General features: G+C 70.6%; 14 protein-coding genes. 5 read left to right on the top strand and 9 right to left on the bottom strand.

Features of this window, described 5'->3' with window-relative positions; genetic code table 11:
- Positions 1-63: 63 nt before the first annotated feature.
- Positions 64-744 carry an energy transducer TonB gene (locus DVW87_RS02320; RefSeq protein WP_114686149.1) on the bottom strand — a complete coding sequence of 227 codons (681 nt, stop codon included), beginning with the start codon at positions 742-744 and terminating at the stop codon, positions 64-66.
- 226 nt (positions 745-970) lie between these two features.
- Here DVW87_RS02320 and DVW87_RS02325 point away from each other — a divergent pair, with 226 nt between their 5' ends.
- Positions 971-1,813 (top strand): hypothetical protein, encoded by an 843-nt coding sequence (locus DVW87_RS02325; RefSeq protein WP_181814683.1) that lies wholly within the window; start codon positions 971-973, stop codon positions 1,811-1,813.
- A 3-nt stretch (positions 1,814-1,816) separates the two neighbouring features.
- Here DVW87_RS02325 and DVW87_RS02330 read toward each other — a convergent pair whose 3' ends face one another.
- Positions 1,817-2,188: a dihydroneopterin aldolase gene (locus DVW87_RS02330; RefSeq protein WP_114686150.1), complete on the bottom strand. Its 372-nt coding sequence runs from the start codon at positions 2,186-2,188 to the stop codon at positions 1,817-1,819.
- Between the two features lie 133 nt (positions 2,189-2,321).
- Between DVW87_RS02330 and DVW87_RS02335 the strand changes: the two genes are divergently transcribed.
- Genes DVW87_RS02335 through DVW87_RS02350 form a run of 4 tightly spaced genes read left to right on the top strand, consistent with a single transcriptional unit; the run spans position 2,322 to position 5,238 of the window.
- Positions 2,322-2,843 (top strand): GNAT family N-acetyltransferase, encoded by a 522-nt coding sequence (locus DVW87_RS02335; protein ID WP_114686151.1) that lies wholly within the window; start codon positions 2,322-2,324, stop codon positions 2,841-2,843.
- A gap of 57 nt (positions 2,844-2,900) precedes the next feature.
- A complete protein-coding gene (locus DVW87_RS02340; protein ID WP_114686152.1) occupies positions 2,901-3,464 on the top strand; it encodes a DUF1285 domain-containing protein in 564 nt (187 codons plus the stop codon).
- Positions 3,461-4,051 (top strand): CoA pyrophosphatase, encoded by a 591-nt coding sequence (locus tag DVW87_RS02345; RefSeq protein WP_114686153.1) that lies wholly within the window; start codon positions 3,461-3,463, stop codon positions 4,049-4,051. The genes DVW87_RS02340 and DVW87_RS02345 overlap by 4 nt, the downstream gene beginning before the upstream one ends.
- Entirely contained in the window at positions 4,039-5,238 is a 1,200-nt protein-coding gene (locus DVW87_RS02350) for a CCA tRNA nucleotidyltransferase (protein WP_114686154.1), read from the top strand. Before DVW87_RS02345 ends, DVW87_RS02350 begins: the two co-directional genes overlap by 13 nt.
- Here DVW87_RS02350 and DVW87_RS02355 read toward each other — a convergent pair.
- The 7 genes from DVW87_RS02355 to DVW87_RS02385 all read right to left on the bottom strand — a co-directional run bounded on the left by DVW87_RS02355 (position 5,211) and on the right by DVW87_RS02385 (position 16,095).
- A complete protein-coding gene (locus DVW87_RS02355) occupies positions 5,211-6,950 on the bottom strand; it encodes a putative bifunctional diguanylate cyclase/phosphodiesterase (RefSeq protein ID WP_239017719.1) in 1,740 nt (579 codons plus the stop codon). The two genes, DVW87_RS02350 and DVW87_RS02355, sit on opposite strands and share 28 nt — an antisense overlap.
- Before the next feature lie 51 nt (positions 6,951-7,001).
- Positions 7,002-9,248 (bottom strand): DNA topoisomerase IV subunit A, encoded by a 2,247-nt coding sequence (parC, locus tag DVW87_RS02360; protein ID WP_114686155.1) that lies wholly within the window; start codon positions 9,246-9,248, stop codon positions 7,002-7,004.
- Between the two features lie 340 nt (positions 9,249-9,588).
- Entirely contained in the window at positions 9,589-11,481 is a 1,893-nt protein-coding gene (locus DVW87_RS02365; RefSeq protein WP_114686156.1) for an XrtA/PEP-CTERM system amidotransferase, read from the bottom strand.
- A gap of 9 nt (positions 11,482-11,490) precedes the next feature.
- Positions 11,491-13,014, bottom strand: coding sequence for an exosortase A (xrtA, locus tag DVW87_RS02370; protein ID WP_114686157.1), 1,524 nt, complete (start codon positions 13,012-13,014; stop codon positions 11,491-11,493).
- The gene (locus DVW87_RS02375) at positions 13,011-14,192 is read right to left on the bottom strand and encodes a TIGR03087 family PEP-CTERM/XrtA system glycosyltransferase (RefSeq protein WP_114686158.1); all 1,182 of its coding nucleotides are present in this window, start codon (positions 14,190-14,192) and stop codon (positions 13,011-13,013) included. The genes xrtA and DVW87_RS02375 overlap by 4 nt, the downstream gene beginning before the upstream one ends.
- On the bottom strand, positions 14,192-15,259 hold the full coding sequence (locus tag DVW87_RS02380) for a FemAB family XrtA/PEP-CTERM system-associated protein (RefSeq protein WP_420822313.1): 1,068 nt from the start codon (positions 15,257-15,259) through the stop codon (positions 14,192-14,194). Before DVW87_RS02380 ends, DVW87_RS02375 begins: the two co-directional genes overlap by 1 nt.
- Positions 15,256-16,095, bottom strand: coding sequence for an XrtA system polysaccharide deacetylase (locus tag DVW87_RS02385; protein ID WP_114686160.1), 840 nt, complete (start codon positions 16,093-16,095; stop codon positions 15,256-15,258). Before DVW87_RS02385 ends, DVW87_RS02380 begins: the two co-directional genes overlap by 4 nt.
- Positions 16,096-16,102: the final 7 nt, after the last annotated feature.

Genomic DNA, 16,102 nt, shown 5'->3' on the forward strand with positions numbered 1-16,102 from the left:
ATAGGTAGCTTGGCTATCCGGCGGGCGGAGCGACCGAAGTCGCGCCTGCCCACCGGGTTGTCGTCAATCCTTCGGCAGTTCCCAGCGAACGTTCAGCGGATACGTGCTGGCGATCGGCCTGCCTGCCTGATCCTGCGCCGGATTGAACCGGACGCGGGACTTGGCGATGCGGCACGTCGTCGCGTCCAGATCCTCGTTGCCGCTGGACGAGCTGATCGAACAGTCCGTCACGCGGCCGTCGGGGCCGATCGACAAGCGCGCGCTCACACGACCTTGCGCTTCCGCACGACGCGCAGCCGCCGGATAGGCATCCGGGCCGAAATACTGGCCAGGATTACCCTTCGGGCCAGCAGCCTTGGACACCACCGGCGGAGCCGGCGGTGCCGGCGGCGCGGGCGGAGCCGGCGGCGCAGGCGGGCTGGTCGGCTGCGACGGGGGAATCGTCGGCTGCGTCTGGATGTTGAACGTCGGCGCCGTGGGCGGCACGATCGGCGGCGGCGCGACGACCGTGGTCGGCGGCGGCGGCAGATTCGGCTGATCCGGCGGCGGCGGGGGCGGCGGCTCGTCCGGCGGCGGGGGCGGCGGCTCCTCGACGTCGAACGTATCCAGCTTTTCGGCTGCCTTCTTTACATATTGATAAGCAAGGCCGGTTACGAAGGCATAACCGAGCGCGGCATGGATGAGCGCGACGATGATGATCGCCGCGATCTTGCCGTTGCTCATCTTCTGGTCAGCATAGGCCATTCAGAAACGACACTCCCTCAATCCCGACACATTCCGGGGGTAGCCAATCCGTAACGTCAGGCCGACCCATCCACCCGTTTGGGACTTCATATCCTCAAGGCAGGCCGAACCTGTATCGCGGTAAAAACGGTGACGCAAACGCTTTGTCGGACGCAACAAACGTACAATCGGCGCCTTGCAGTTTTATGTCTGTATCGACGGGGGACGATCGGTTAACCAGCAGAGCATGGCCACAGCCCTGATTTGCCGCGGCGCGGCGGTGCTCCTTGCCTGCGCCCTTCCCCTTTCCGCCCCTGCCCAGCAGTTGCCCCCCGCCGCCGAATCGCCGGCGCCCGCGCCCTATCCGGTGGTCGCCCGGCTGGTGCTGGCCGCGCCGCTGATCGTGGACGCGACGGTCCGGTCGGCACAGGTCCTGAAGGGCGCCGACGCGGCGGGCGTGCAGCCCGGCACCGCCCGCTTCTACGTGGAAGCCGATGTCACCGCTCTGGTGCGGGGCGCGAGCGGGGTGCCGCCGCGGGTCGCCTATGTGGTGGACCTGCCGCTGGATGCACGCGGTCGCCCGCCCAGGCTGAAGAAGCGCCGCGTGCTGCTGTTCGCGCGGGCAACGGCCAACCCCGCCCAGGTGCAGCTCGTCGGCACCGGCGCGCAGCGCGACTGGACGCCGGGGCTGGACGCGCTTGCCCGCGGCATCGCCACCGAGACCGTCGCGGCAGGCGCACCGCCCGAAGTCACCGGGATCGGCAACGCTTTTCATGTTCCGGGCGCGCTGCCCGGAGAGGGCGAAACCCAGATCTTCCTCAAGACCCGGGACGGCCGTCCGATCTCGCTGTCGGTGCTCCGCCGCTCGGGCGAGCAGCCGCGCTGGGCCGCCGCGTTCAGTGAAGTGGTGGACGAGTCGGCCACGCCGCCGGCGCGCGACACGCTGGCCTGGTATCGCCTCGCCTGCGCGCTTCCCCGCGAGTTGCCGGATGCGAGTCTCGCCACCGCGGAGCCCGGCGATGCCGCACAGGCGCGGGAAGACTATCGCTTCGTCCTGCAGCAGCTGGGCGACTGCACGACCGAGGGCTGAGCGTCAGCGGCGATGCCGCACCAGCGTGATGCCGATCGATTCGCCGGCTTCTGCGATGGCCAGCTTGACGATGCGCACCTGGACGCGCGCAACGCGGGCGTCCTGCAGGAACAGGGTTTCCGCGATGTGATCGGCCACGCCCTCGATCAGGGTGAAGTGCACGCCCTCCGGCAAGGCCGTGGTCGCCGCATGCTTCAGATCGAGATAGTTCTTCGATGCCGAAAGCGGCGTGTCCGGCGCGAACCGGCCCGGCAGGTCCAGGTCCACCGCGATCGACAGGCGCAGCGGCTGCGGCAGGTGCGTTTCCTCGGAATAGATGCCGGTCAGCACCATGACTTCCAGGTCGCGCACTTCAAGCGTCAGACGGTCTTCCATCGGCGCGGGCCATAGCAGAACGGGCGCGGAGCGGAAGGGCGCCCAACGCGCTTTCGCTTGCGTTCGCCCCCTCCCGGGTTAAAGCGCGCCGCCCCGCTCGACCCTTCGCGCGCAAGGGCGAGGAGCGCCGCCCGTGGACTATGTGCCGATCTCCACCGTTGCCCCCGCCGCCGTCGAGCGCCTGCTCGACCGGGCGTTCGGGCCGGGCCGGCACACGCGCACCGCTTATGCCATCCGCGCGGGCACCGAGGCGCTGCCCGCCCTGAGCTTTGCCGCCGTGGACGGAGACGCGCTGGTGGGCACGATCCAGTGCTGGCCGATCCGCCTGGCCGCGGATGACGGCGTGGACGTGGCCATGGTGATGGTCGGCCCCGTGGCGGTGGACCCTGGCCGCCAGCAGGACGGGATCGGCCGGGCGCTGATGACCCGCGCCATCGAGGCGGCGGAAGCGGGGGGCTGCGACGCGCTGATGCTGATCGGGGACCCCGAATATTACGGCCGGTTCTTCGGCTTCGATGCGGCGGCCACCGGTGCGTGGCGGCTGCCCGGTCCGGTGGAGCGGCGGCGGCTGCTCGCGCGCGGCACGGGCATTCCGGACAAGCCGGGCCTGCTTGCTCCCCGGTTGCCGGCGGTGCCGCGTTCCGTTTCCGCCTGAACGCCCGCCGATCCATGCTTGCGACGCAGGTGGCGGTGGCATACCTGCCGCACGGTCATGCCGATGGAGCCCCTGCCCGATCTCGCTTCGCTCTCGCTCGCGGAAGTTGCGCGCCTTGTCGAGGAGCAGCGCCTGCCGCCGGTGGAGCGCTGGAACCCCACGCATTGCGGCGACAGCGAGATGCGGATCGCGCGCGACGGCACCTGGTTTCACCAGGGCTCGCCGATCGGGCGCCCGGCGATGGTGCGCCTGTTCTCCACCATCCTGCGGCGGGAGCCCGATGGCCGGTACGTGCTCGTCACCCCGGTGGAGAAGCTCGACATCGAGGTCGAGGATGCGCCCTTCGTCGCGGTGGAGATGAAGGTGGAGGGCGAAGGCCGGGAAAGGCGGCTGGGCTTCCGGCTGAACACGGGCGACCTCGTCGGCGCAGGCCCGGATCACGCGCTGCGCTTCGAACAGCGCGGCGACGGGCCGCATCCCTACCTGCATGTGCGCGGCGGACTGGAAGCGCTGCTCGCCCGGCCGCTTTATTACGAGCTTGCCGAGCTCGCGCTGGCGGAGGACGAGGCGGCGCCGGGCATCTGGAGCAACGGCGTCTTCTTCCCGATGGACGCGGCATGACGCTGGCGCAGCGGCTGCGGGCAGCGCTCGCGGCGAGCAGGAGCGATGCGCTGCTGACCGGGGATGCGACGGAGTTCGCGACCGCCGGCACGCCGGTGCCCGCCGCGGTGCTGATCCCCATCACCGACCGCCCGCGCCCCGGCGTGATCCTCACCCAGCGCACGGAGACGCTGCGTCGCCACGCGGGACAGGTCGCCTTTCCGGGCGGGCGCATCGATCCGGAGGACGCCGACGCGATCGCCGCTGCGCTGCGCGAGGCAGAGGAGGAGATCGCCCTGCCCCCCGCCGCCGTGGAGGTGGTCGACGTGACCGACCCGTACCGCACCGGCACCGGCTATGTCGTCACGCCCGTGATCGGCGTGGTGCCGCCCGACCTGCCGCTGGTTCCCGCCGAGGCGGAAGTCGCCGCGGTGTTCGAGGTGCCGCTCGATTTCGTGCTGGATGCGGCCAATCATGTCGAGGCGGAAATCGTCTGGCAGGGCCGCAACCGGCGCTATTACGAGATCGGCTGGGAGGATCGCCGCATCTGGGGCGCGACCGCGGGCATGATCGTCAACTTGTCGCGGCGGCTGCGATGGACCGCCTGACCCTTCCCGAAGGCGCCGGCTGGCGCACCCTGCCGGGCCTCGCCGCGGTGATCGGGGCGCTGGACGGCGATGCGGGCGAGGCGCGCTATGTCGGCGGCATCGTGCGCGACACGCTGCTGGGCATCGACGGCGCCGATATCGACCTTGCCACCCGGCTGCGGCCCGACGAGGTGGTCGATCGGCTGGAAGCGGCGCGGATCAAGGCGGTGCCCACCGGCATCGCGCACGGCACGGTGACGGCGATCAGCGAGGGCACGGTGGTGGAAGTCACCACCCTGCGCCGCGACGTTTCCACCGATGGCCGCCATGCCGTGGTGGAATTCACCGACGCTTGGCAGGAGGATGCGGCACGGCGCGATTTCACCATGAACGCGCTCTACGCCGACCCGCTGACCGGCGAGGTGTTCGACTATTTCGGCGGGCTGGACGACCTTGCCGCGCGCCGGGTGCGGTTCATCGGCGATCCGTTGCAGCGGATCGCGGAGGATCATCTCCGCATCCTGCGCTTCTTCCGCTTCCACGCGCGGTTCGGCGAAGCGATCGACGGCGAGGGCCTTGCCGCCTGCACCATCCGCGCCAACGACCTGATGGCGCTGTCCCGCGAGCGCATCCGGGACGAACTGCTCAAGCTGCTGGTCGCGCGGCATGCCGCTCCCGTCCTTGCGCTGATGGTGGAGCGCGGCATCCTCGCTCCCGTGGTTCCCGAGATCACCGACGCAGCCCCGCTCGCGCGGCTGAGTTCGCGAGAGACGGACGCCGGCATCGCACCCGATCCGATCCGGCGGCTGGCGGCGGTGCTGCCGGGCGACCGGGCGGAAGATGTCGGGGCGCGGCTCAAGCTTTCGAACGCGGAGCGCAAGCGCCTGCTCTCCGCCAGCCAGCCGGTCGGCAACGAGCCCGCGCCGGTGCTCGCCTACCGGCTCGGGGTGGAAGGCGCGACCGATCGCCTGCTCCTGTCGGAGCGTCCGGTCGAGCAAGCCGCGGCCCTGATCGGCTGGACGCCCCCGCGCCTGCCGCTCACCGGCGGCGCGCTCGTCGCGCGCGGAGTGGGCAAGGGGCCGGATGTCGCCCGCCTGCTCCGCCAGGTGGAGGAAGGCTGGATCGCGGAGGGCTTCCCCGACGCGGCCCGGGTCGCGGAACTGGCCGACGCCACGGTCGCTCAGTGGCGGTCGACCAGCATCGCATAGGCATCCGCCGCTTCCAGCGGGCGGGCATAAACGAACCCCTGGCCATAGGTGCAACCCAAAGCGGCGAGCGTCTGGCCCAGCTCGTTGCTCTCGATGCCCTCGGCCGTGGTCTGCATGCCAAGCGCCTGCGCCAGGCTGAGGATCGCGCGCACGATGGCGATCTTGTCGCGGTCGGCCAGCATGCCCGTCACGAAGCTGCGGTCGATCTTCAGGATGTCGATGGGCAGCTTCTGGAGATAGGCCAGGTTGGAATAGCCGGTGCCGAAATCGTCCATGGCCAGCGTCGTGCCGAGGCCCTTCAGCGCATGCATGATGCCGGCGATGCGATCCGGATCGCTCACCAGCGCGCTTTCGGTCAGCTCCAGCGTAAAGCGGCGACCCTCCAGCCCGCGCCGGGCCAGCGCGCGTTCCACCACCGGCGCGATGGCGTCGCGCTGCAACTGGATCGCCGACAGGTTCACCGCGAGCTTCACGCCGCAATCGCCACCATGTGCCGCATCCCAGGACGCCAGCGTGCGCGCCGCTTCCTCGATCGCCCAGCGCCCCAGCGGCACGATGAGGCCGGATTCTTCCGCCACCGGGATGAACGCCGAGGGCGGATGCGCCTGTCCCTGCTCGTCCGTCCACCGCGCGAGCGCCTCGAAGGACACGATGCGCCCCGTGCCCAGGTCGCAGATCGGCTGAAAGGTCAGCCGCATGGACCCGTCTTCCACCGCGCGGCGCAGCGCCGTTTCCATGCCGAACTGCGCGCGGGCGATCTCGAAGCTCTGCTGCTGATAGGCCTCGGCATTGCCGGACACCTTGGACCGCTTCACCGCGAACTGTGCGTGGCGGATCAGGTCCTCCGCATCCTCCATGCCCATGGCGGCAAAGGCGATGCCGATCGAGCAGGACACGCGGATCTCATACTCCGCCAGCCTGAACGGCGTGGCCAGCGCGCCGCGGATGCGCTTGGCGACATGCTCCGCGTCGCTTGGCCCTTCCTCCAGCGTCAGCAGGATGCCGAACTCGTCGCCGCCGGTGCGCGCGAGCACGTCATGCGCGCGAAGCGCTCCCTTCAGGCGGCGCGCAACGGTGATCAGCAACTCGTCGCCCGCCATGGAGCCGAGGCATGCGTTCATGCGGCTGAAGCGATCGAGGTCCAGCACCAGCACCGCATGGCGATCCCGCTGCCGCGGGTCGGCCATCAGCGTTTCCAGCCGATCGCTGAACCCCGCTCGGTTGGCGAGCCCGGTGAGACTGTCCGTCATCATCTCGCGGCGCAGATTATGTTCGGTGCGGCGCTCGGCGGTGCGGTCGAGCAGCGTCACCATCGCGCGGCGCACGCCCGTGGTCGCGCGACGGGCGAAGGTCACCTGGAAGTGCCGGCGATCGACGTCGTCGCCCAGCTCCCATTCCTGCTCCTGGTGAAGCAGGCCTCCATCGAGAAAGGCAATCAGCTGGGGTCCGAACTCGGCAAGCAGCGGCGAGGTCTCCGGATCGGTGCCGAGCCCGGCCTGCCGGTAGAAGCGGTTGGACGCGACGACCTGCAAAACGCCATCGACGTGCAGCACCACGGCGGCCGCGAGCGGCAGCAGCTCCACCACCGCGGCGATGCCGTCGGCGTCGCCCGGCGCGTCGCGCGGGGCACAGCTGGGCTCGGTCGCCGGTGATGGCGCCCGCATCCCCGCGGACGCGCGCGACAGCAGCGAAAGGGGGTACAAGCGCGCCATACCCCTCGTGGGTAGGCGATCTGTGTTAAGGTTCGCTAAAAGTTGGAAGGATCAGAACCGGTTGTCGCGCGGAAATCCGGTCGGAGGCATTCGACCGGCCGCGCCGCGTGCCGCCCGCCACGGAGTGAGGTCCGTTTCCGTGCGCGTCCGCCCCGTCTCGCCGCCCATCGCCCAGCTCAGCCCCGTCGCGAACACGAAGGTCTTGGCATCGGACAGCCCGCCATCGCCGTAGCGCTGCAACTGCACGCCCTGCCCGCGCGACAGCTCGGCGAGTTCGGACAGGGGGAACACCAGCAGCTTGCGATTCTCCCCGATCACCGCAACGTAATCGGCATCCGGCGCGATCGGCTTCACCACCCGCAGCCGCGCGGAAAGCCGCGGCGTCACCACCGTCTTGCCCTTGCGCGTCTCGGCGATCACGTCGGCGCTGCGCACCACGAAGCCACGGCCGTCGCTCGCCGCCAGCAGCAGCTTTTCAGCGGCCGATGCCGGCAGCAGCGCGACGATGCCGACATCGCCGCCCAGGTCGATCATCAGCCGCACCGGCTCTCCGAAGCCGCGCCCGCCCGGCAGCTTGTCCGCCGCCAGCGTGAAGAAGCGCCCGTTCTCCGCCGCCAGCAGCAGCTTGTCGGTGGTCTGCGCATGGAAGGCGAATTGCGGCCCGTCGCCTTCCTTGAACTTCAGCGTTTCGGCCGCGGCGAGATCGACATGGCCCTTCATGGCGCGGATCCAGCCGCGCTGCGACAGGATAACGGTGATCGGCTCGCGCTCGATCATCGCCTCCAGCGGGATCTCGCGGGCGGCGGCCTGCTCCTCCACCGTGGTCCGCCGCTTGCCAAGCGCCGTGTCGGGGCCGTAGCGCGCGCGCAGCTTGGCAAAGTCCTTCTTCAGCCGCGTGCGCTGACGCGCGTCGGAGCCGAGCAGCGCTTCCAGCCCGGAGCGCTCCGCCTCCAGCTTGTCGCGTTCGCCGCGGATCTCCATTTCCTCCAGGCGCCGCAAGGACCGCAGCCGCATGTTGAGGATCGCCTCCGCCTGCCGGTCGGTAAGCGAGAACTCGGCGATCAGCACCGGTTTCGGCTCGTCTTCGGTGCGGATGATCTCGATCACGCGATCGAGATTGAGATAGGCCGCAAGATAGCCCTCCAGCAGCTCCACCCGGTCGGCGATCTTCGCCAATCGGTACGTGGTGCGCCGGCGCAGCACCACGAACTGGTGCTCCACCCAGCCGGCGAGTACCTGCTTGAGGCTCATCACCCGCGGCGTGCGGGTGGCGTCCAGCACGTTGAGATTGAGGCTGACACGCGTTTCCAGGTCGGACAGGCGGAACAGGCTGTCCATCAATACGTCCGAGTCCACCGTTCGGCTGCGCGGCTCCAGCACCAGCCGGACCTCCGCGTCGGATTCGTCGCGCACATCGGCCAGGATCGGCAGCTTCTTGTCGTTGATGAGCGCGGCGATCTGCTCGATCAGCTTGCCCTTCTGCACGCCATACGGGATCTCGCTGACCACGATCTGCCAGCCGCCGCCCTTTTCCCGCTCCACCGTCCAGCGCGCGCGGACGCGAAAGGAACCGCGCCCGGTGGCATAGGCTTCCGCGATCACCGCCGGCGGATCGACCAGCAGGCCGCCGGTCGGAAAGTCCGGCCCGCGCACGAACTCCAGCATCTGGGCGTCGCTCGCCTCGGGCTGGTCGACCAGCAGGGTCGCCGCGTCGAACAGTTCGGCGGCGTTGTGCGGCGGTATGCTGGTGGCCATGCCGACCGCAATGCCGCTGGCGCCATTGGCGAGCAGGTTCGGAAAGGCGCCGGGCATCAGCTCCGGCTCCTCGTCCTCGCCATTATAAGTCGGGCGGTAATCGACCGCGTCCTCGTCCAGGCCGTCCATCAGGTCGATCGCGACCTGCGTCAGCCGTGCCTCGGTGTAGCGATAGGCGGCGGCGTTATCGCCGTCGATGTTGCCGAAATTGCCCTGCCCGTCGACCAGCGGGTAGCGCATGGCGAAATCCTGCGCGAGCCGCACCATCGCGTCATAGACGGACGCGTCGCCATGCGGATGGTATTTGCCGATGACGTCGCCGACCACGCGCGCGCACTTCTTGTAGCCTTGCGCGGGATCGAGCCGCAGCAGCCGCATCGCCCAGAGCAGGCGGCGGTGCACCGGCTTCAGCCCGTCGCGCAGGTCCGGGAGCGAGCGCGCGGTGATCGTGGACAGCGCATACACGAGGTAGCGATCCGAAAGCGCGCTGTCGAAGGGGGCATCGAGCACGCCGATCGGCGGCTCCTGGAAGTCGGTGGCCATGTTGCCCGCGTTCTAGCAGCGGAACGAACCGCGAATCAAACGCTGCGGGTGCGCGCCGGGCGAAGGAGCGCGGGGTCGATCGGTGCGGACAGCGGGGCACGGTGCTGCCGCCCCGTTTCAGATCGCTGACGCGCAACCGATCCGCCAGCGCTCGCAGGTCGCTTTCCCGAGCCCGTCACCGGCGATCATCAGCGTGACGCCGGATAGCCCGGCCACCGCGCGGCGGGCGAAGTCGTGCCCCTCTCGCTCATCAGGTGCCGCTCCGCCCGCGCGAACTCCGCCCCGGGGTGGCCAGCGCTCCTAGCGGGGAAGGCCTGAACCGACCGTCGCGGAAGGTTGCTCAGCCGAACAGCCGACCGAGGCTCCGCTCCAGCATCAGGAACTGCCACAAGGTGCGCCCGTGCTCGGCGCGGCCGGAGCGATGTTCGTCGGCCAGCCGGCGCAACACGACCGGATCGAACCAGCCGGTGTCCAGCAGCCGCCGCGACCCCGCCAGCGCCGCCGCCTCACCCGCCAGCGCACCCCGGAACCAGGCCGAAACCGGCGTCACGAAACCCATCTTGGGCCGGTATAGGATCTCGCGCGGAAGGTAGCGCTCGAGCGATTTCTTCATCAGCCATTTGCCCTGCCCGCCGCGCAGCCGCATGGACGCTGGCAAGGTGGCGGAGAACTCCACCAGACGGTGGTCGAGCAGCGGCTCGCGCGCTTCCAGGCTGACGGCCATGCTGGTGCGGTCGGATTTGGTCAGGATGTCGCCGGGCAGCCAGTGCTGGAAATCGGCATATTGCGCCCGGTCCAGCGGCTCGCGCGCCGGTGCATCGCGCATCGCTTCGACATAGCGGTCCTCCGCGCGGTGCCCGCCCAGGGCGGAACGAGCCGCCGGCGTGAACAGCGCCGCGCGCAGCTCCGGCGTGGTTACGCCGACCGCCCGCGCATAGGCCTCGCCGCCGCCCCGCGCGAGGGCCAGCAGCGTGGTCTTGGCGCGAAGCGGGCGCGGCGCCCAATCGGCCTTCGGATAGGCCGCGCCGAGCGTGCCGAACACGCTTTCCCGCATGGTCGCCGGCAGCAACCCGCGCACGCGCTCCTCCGCTGCGTGGAAGCGGTAGCGGCGGTATCCGGCCAACGCCTCGTCCGCACCGTCGCCGGACAGGGCCACCGTGACGGTTTCGCGCGCAAGTTCGCATACCCGGTACGTCGCCAGCGCCGAGGCATCGGCGAACGGTTCGTCAAAGGCGTGAACCAGCGTGTCGATCAGCGCGAAGTCGTCGGCCGCTACCACCCGCGTGCGGTGCTCGGTGGCGAACCGCTCCGCCACCAAGGCTGCATGGGCGCGCTCGTCATGCCCCGCCTCATCGAAGCCGATCGTGCAGGTCAGCGCCGCGCGCGGGCTCGCCTCGGCCATCAGCGCGACCACCGCGGAACTGTCCACCCCGCCCGACAGGAACGCGCCCACCGGCACGTCCGCCACCATGCGCGAACGCACCGCCTCGCGCAGATGGTGGACGAGCTCCTCCTCCAGCGCACGCGCGGAGCCCCTGGCGCGGCGCGAGAAGTCCACGTCCCACCAGCGCTGCGGCCGGGGCATGGAGCGCCCGCGATGCAGGTGCAGGAAGTGACCGGCGGGCAGCTTCTTCACGCCCGCCACCATGCAGGTGTCGTCCGGCACGTATCCGAACGCCAGGAAGTCCTCCACCGCCCGGATGTCCGGCGTGCGGCGCAGCAGCGGGTGCGCGAGCAGGCCCTTCAGTTCGGAGGCGAACGCAATCGCGCCGTCGGACAGCTCCACGTAGTGGAGCGGCTTCACCCCCATCCGGTCGCGCGCCAGGAACAGGCTCTGGTCGCGGGCGTCGTAGAGTGCGAACGCGAACATGCCGTTCAGCCGGTCGAGCAGCGCCGGCCCCCAGGCCGCCCAGCCGTGCAGCAGCACTTCCGTGTCGCCCTGCGTGCGGAAATGCGCGCCCCGCCCCGCCAGTTCGCGGCGAAGCTCGGCGAAATTGTAGATCTCGCCGTTGAAGATAACGGTGAGCGCGCCGTCCTGGGTCTGCATCGGCTGGGGCGAGCCCTCGACATCGATGATCGACAGGCGCCGGTGGCCGAGGCCCACGCCCGGCGCGGTCCACACGCCGCTGCCGTCAGGGCCGCGGTGCGCGAGGGCGTCCGCCATGGCCGCGACCCGGGCAGGGTCCACGGGCTTGGGGGTCTGGGGGTGAAAAAGGCCGGCGATCCCGCACATGGCGTGCTGCTACAGTCCTGCCGCGCGATCCGCCAGCCGGTCGAGCGGGCCCAGCGCGGCAAGAAAGCGGGCGAGCGCCGCGCGCGGATCGCGGCCGGGCTGCACCTCCACCGACAGGTGGATCGCCACCGCGCGCTGCGGTGCGCCGGTCAGCTTGGCGCGCAGGGTCTCGATCTTCACCCACCGCGGGTCGGCGGTCAGCGTGTCGCCGACGCGGTACCAGGTGACGATCCAGCGCTCCACCGGCCCCGGGGCCGTGACGCGCATCGCCGTGCCGCCGGCCACGTCCGGCAGGTCGGCGACGCGTACCCACACGTCCTCCTCGCGCAAGGGACCGGTGCCGAACGCGATCAGCTCCTTGCCCTCGTGCTGGCGGCCATAAACCGCCAAGGCGAGGTCCACCGTGTCGCCGCCTGCATCGGCATAGCGCCCGAGCAGTTGATGATCCGCGCCCGGATAGTACGGCGCCCAGGGCGCGCGCGTGCTCAGCGGAGCGCGCTGCCAGCCGGGCACCTGCGGCAGGTCGATCCGCTCCGGCAGGGTGGAGCCTTGCGCATCGATCGCACGCGCCCAGACCGGAAAGGCGGCCGCCGTGGCCAGCACCAGCAGCGCCGCCAGCGGCAGCGCCAGCGCGCTGCGCACCGGTCCCTGCAAGTGCGCCGGATCGAACACCGGGTCGTCCGGCGCGCGATCGAACCAGCGCCAGCCGAGTGCGATCACCGCCGCCATCACCAGCCCGAAGAACAGCCAGCCATAGACGATATGGTCGAAGCCCGTCGCGGCCTCCACCGAGGTGAGATGTGCGGCATAGATCGTGCCGAACGCGCGCAGGCCGTTGGCGATCACCGGCACGATCACCGCGACCAGCATGAACACCGCGCGCCGCATCCAGCTGCGGAAACAGACGTTCGCGACCAGCGCGCCATAGGCGACCATGGCGATCACGAACTTCGCGCCGGAACAGGCCTCCGCCACTTCGAAATAGCCGTTGGGAATGGTGATCAGCACCCCGTCCACCTGCGCCGGCACGCCGAACAGGTGCAGCAGCGGCATGGTGATGCGCACGGTGATCGCCTGCAACGGCCCTTCCAGCCCGTCGCCGAACGGCACCAGGAACGCGGCATAGGCAAGCGGGAACAGCAGCCCGCGCGCAACCTGCGGACCGAGCAGCGTCACCGCCGCCCCTTGCAGCATCGCGACCAAGCCCATCTGCCGGACAAGATTGACGCTTGCCGCCTCGCCCAGCAGCCAGGCAAAGCCGCCAGCGGCGACCAGCGCCAGCCCCGGTGCCCAGGCGACCGGCGCCAGCTGCGCCAGCTCCCGCCGCCGCGTCCACACCAGCCAGGCGATCACCGGCGCGATGAACAGGCAGTGGCCAAAGGTCGTGCTCGTCCACCAGATCGTGACAAGATCGAGCACGTCGCGGCGGAACAGCAGCAACAGCAGCCCGGCAACGATCGCCAGGGCAAGGCCATGCCGCCGCCAATCGCTGGCAGGATGCACGAAGGCTGCCGGCGGGGCCATGGCCGTCATGCGGCCGCTCCCACCCGGTCAAAGCCCAGGATCGCATCCAGCGCCGCCAGCCGCGCCTCCCAGCCGTAGCGCGTCTGCACCACGGCGCGGGCCTCGCGCCCGAGTTGTGTAGCCGCGGCCGGGTCCGCCAGCAGGCCGGCGATCGCCTGCGCAAATGCCGCCGCATCGTCGGCCAGCCGCAGCGTTCCGCGATGCTCGATGCCTTCCGCCGCTGCCGGCGTCGCGACCACCGGGCGGGCCATCGCCATCGCCTCCAGCACCTTGTTCTGCACCCCGCGGGCGAGCTTCAGCGGTGCGACGACGACGGCCGCCGCCGCCAGCCACGGCCGCACGTCCGCGACCTCGCCCGTCACGATCACGCGCGGTCCGGCAAGCGCACGAACCTCCGCCGCGGGCGCACGCCCGACGACCGCCAGCCGGCCGGCGGCAAGCCGGGGCAGCACGTCCGTCGCAAACCAGCGCACTGCGTCGATGTTCGGCCGATAGTCCATCTGGCCGGTGAAGACGAACAGCGGCCCGTTTTCCTCCACCGGCGCCACGGCGGCAGGGTCGAAGCGAACGGTGTCGATGCCGTTCTCCACCGCCTGCACCCGCTTTGCGCCGGTGCTCGCGCGGAACAGGGCCGCTTCCGCCTCGCTCACGAACAGGCTGGCATCCGCGCGCGCCGCGATGTCGGCCTCCGTGCTCGCAAGCAGACGCGCCTCACGCCGCATCATCCATCGCATCGGCCCGCGCGCATCCTCGGCATAGGCGGCGAACTTGGCCGAATCCATGTCGCAGAAATCCATCACCAGCCGCGCCGAGGTGTCGGCCGGGACATATTGCGCCATCTGGCTGGAATAGACGTGGATCGTCTCGATCGGGCGCGCCGCCAGCACCTGCGCCACCGCGGCGCGCATGGCAGCGTCGTCGAACGCGGCCAGCGACACCGGCCGCCCGGTCGCCAGCGCTTCGGCCGCGGCGCGCGCCTGTCCCTTGCGCCGCGGCAGTACCCGCAGGCTGGCGGTGATGGCCGCCGCCTCTTCATGCGGCTCCAGATCGCGTGGGTCGTCGGCAAACGCCAGGAGGTGCACCGGCCGATGCCGCGCCAGATGGTGGAGGATGTGATAGCCGCGGATCTTGTCCCCGCGGTCCGGCGGAAACGGCACGCGATGCGCGAGAAACAGGATTTCGCCCATCAACCCAGCCCGCGGCTGAGCACCGGCCCGATCGCATTGGCGGCCCACAAGGGCAGCTTCTTCCACGCCTCGATCTTGCGCTGGTACCGGGGATCCAGCGGGTTGATCTCGCGCGGCGCGGCGCCCTCCGGATAGCGCTTGTGATAGAGGAGCGGCTCGGGCGCGAAGCCCCAGTTCTTCTTGTAGGCCGCCGGCCCCGTCCCCGCCTTGGACCGGCCGAAATCGAAGCGGGTGGCCCCCCGCGCCCGCGCATGGTTCATCAGCGCGAAGTACATCGCCTCGTTCGCCCGCAGGCCTCGCGCCGCCTGCGTGCCGCCGCCCCAATAGGGATATACCGTGTTGCCGAAATACAGGCTCAGCACGCTGGCCACCGGCCGGCCCTGGTGGCGGACCGTCAGGATGTCCGCATCCCCGCCGAACGCATCGAGCATCGCCGCGAACAGTGCCTGCGGAAACACCGGCGTGCCGAGATTGCGCACCGATTCGGCATAGGTCCGGTAATGCGCCCGCCGCTGCGCAGGCCCGCGGCCGACATCCACGTCGAACCCCATTTCCAGCGCCTTGCGCACCTCGGCGCGTTGCTTGCGCGGCACGGCGGCAAGCTCCGCCGCCTCGTCGGCTGCCAGCGGGCGAACGAAGCCGAGATAGGTCGAGTTGTCGCTGCTCCAGCCCTCGCCGGCCGGCGGCGAGCCGCCACGCAGTTCCAGGCCGCAGCCGCACGCCGCCGCCAGCGTCCAGGCGGCATCGGCTAGCGCCTGCGCCGCGCTGTCGCTGGTCGCCAGCACGCCGCCGCCAACGGCGAACCCGGCCGAGACCACCGCTCGGCCGAACAGCATCGAGCGCACCTCCGTCAGCGGCAGCACGCCCGCCAGCACGCCGCCCTGCTCCGCCACCAGATAGTGCGAGCGCTGGCGGCAGCCGCGCTCCACCCCCAGGCTCCAGGCCGGCAGGTGAAAAGGTGTCGCCCCGGCCATCTCGCGCACGAAAGCGGACAGCCGCTCGGCGACGCGGGCGTCGCGGAGCTCGGCAGGCGCCACGATCGGCCGCAAGGTCACGGGCATGTTCACGCGACGTGCGGACGCAAGGCGGCGACCACCGCGTCCATCCGCCCCCATTGGTGCCGCCCGGCCAGGCCGCGCAGCTTGCCGGCCATTGCGCCCAGCCGGCTGTAGTGGCGCAGCTTGGAGCGCATCGGTGCGCTCGCCACGCGCGGCTGCTCCGGATCGATCTCCCACGGGTGGAAGTAGAACACCGCGGGGTGCCCCTCCCCTGCCACCTGGCGCACGGCGAAGTCGGTCAGCGCCGCCGGGAGCAGGCGAAAGAAGCCGCCGCCCGTCGCCAGCCGCCTGGCGCCGAGCTGCGCCACGGTCACCGGCACCTCGATCAGGTCGGCCCCGCGCACCGGGCGGAAGGCGTAGCGCGGCGCGTCGGCCCAGCCGTAATGGTCGTGCCTGAGCGGCGCGACGCTGGAGGAATAGGTGTATCCCTCCTCCGCCAGGATTTCGTGCGCCCAGGGCGTGCGCTTGTCGAGCGAGAAGCTCGGCGCGCGGTAGCCCGTCACCTTCTGCCCGCTGGCATCCTCCAGCGCCGCGCGCGCGCGGGCGAGATCGGCGCGGAATTCAGCCGGGGTGAAGGTGAAGATCCGCTTGTGGTCGAGGCCATGGCTCGCGATCTCGTGCCCGGCCCCGGCGATGCGCCGCATCAGCGCCGGGTGCCGCTCGGCCACCCAGCCCAGCGTGAAGAAGGTCGCCTTGACGCCGCTTTCCGCAAACAGGCTCAGCACCGCATCGGTGTTGCGCTCCACCCGCCGGTCCAGCCGCTCCCAGTCCGCACGGTCGATCACGCGCTCGAACGCACCGACCTGGAACCAGTCTTCGACATCCACCGACATGGCATGGAGCATGGCGCGC

This window comes from Sphingomonas aracearum (genome assembly GCF_003345355.1).
GTDB classification, from domain to species: Bacteria; Pseudomonadota; Alphaproteobacteria; order Sphingomonadales; family Sphingomonadaceae; genus Sphingomonas; species Sphingomonas aracearum.

Bases quoted from the DNA above. Each gene is read 5' to 3' on its own strand.
- DVW87_RS02320 (WP_114686149.1), bottom strand. From the start codon at position 744: ATGGCCTATGCTGACCAGAAGATGAGCAACGGCAAGATCGCGGCGATC.
- DVW87_RS02325 (WP_181814683.1), top strand. From the start codon at position 971: ATGGCCACAGCCCTGATTTGCCGCGGCGCGGCGGTGCTCCTTGCCTGC.
- DVW87_RS02330 (WP_114686150.1), bottom strand. From the start codon at position 2,188: ATGGAAGACCGTCTGACGCTTGAAGTGCGCGACCTGGAAGTCATGGTG.
- DVW87_RS02340 (WP_114686152.1), top strand. From the start codon at position 2,901: ATGCCGATGGAGCCCCTGCCCGATCTCGCTTCGCTCTCGCTCGCGGAA.
- DVW87_RS02345 (WP_114686153.1), top strand. From the start codon at position 3,461: ATGACGCTGGCGCAGCGGCTGCGGGCAGCGCTCGCGGCGAGCAGGAGC.
- DVW87_RS02350 (WP_114686154.1), top strand. From the start codon at position 4,039: ATGGACCGCCTGACCCTTCCCGAAGGCGCCGGCTGGCGCACCCTGCCG.
- DVW87_RS02355 (WP_239017719.1), bottom strand. From the start codon at position 6,950: ATGGCGCGCTTGTACCCCCTTTCGCTGCTGTCGCGCGCGTCCGCGGGG.
- parC (WP_114686155.1), bottom strand. From the start codon at position 9,248: ATGGCCACCGACTTCCAGGAGCCGCCGATCGGCGTGCTCGATGCCCCC.
- DVW87_RS02365 (WP_114686156.1), bottom strand. From the start codon at position 11,481: ATGTGCGGGATCGCCGGCCTTTTTCACCCCCAGACCCCCAAGCCCGTG.
- xrtA (WP_114686157.1), bottom strand. From the start codon at position 13,014: ATGACGGCCATGGCCCCGCCGGCAGCCTTCGTGCATCCTGCCAGCGAT.
- DVW87_RS02375 (WP_114686158.1), bottom strand. From the start codon at position 14,192: ATGGGCGAAATCCTGTTTCTCGCGCATCGCGTGCCGTTTCCGCCGGAC.
- DVW87_RS02385 (WP_114686160.1), bottom strand. From the start codon at position 16,095: ATGCTCCATGCCATGTCGGTGGATGTCGAAGACTGGTTCCAGGTCGGT.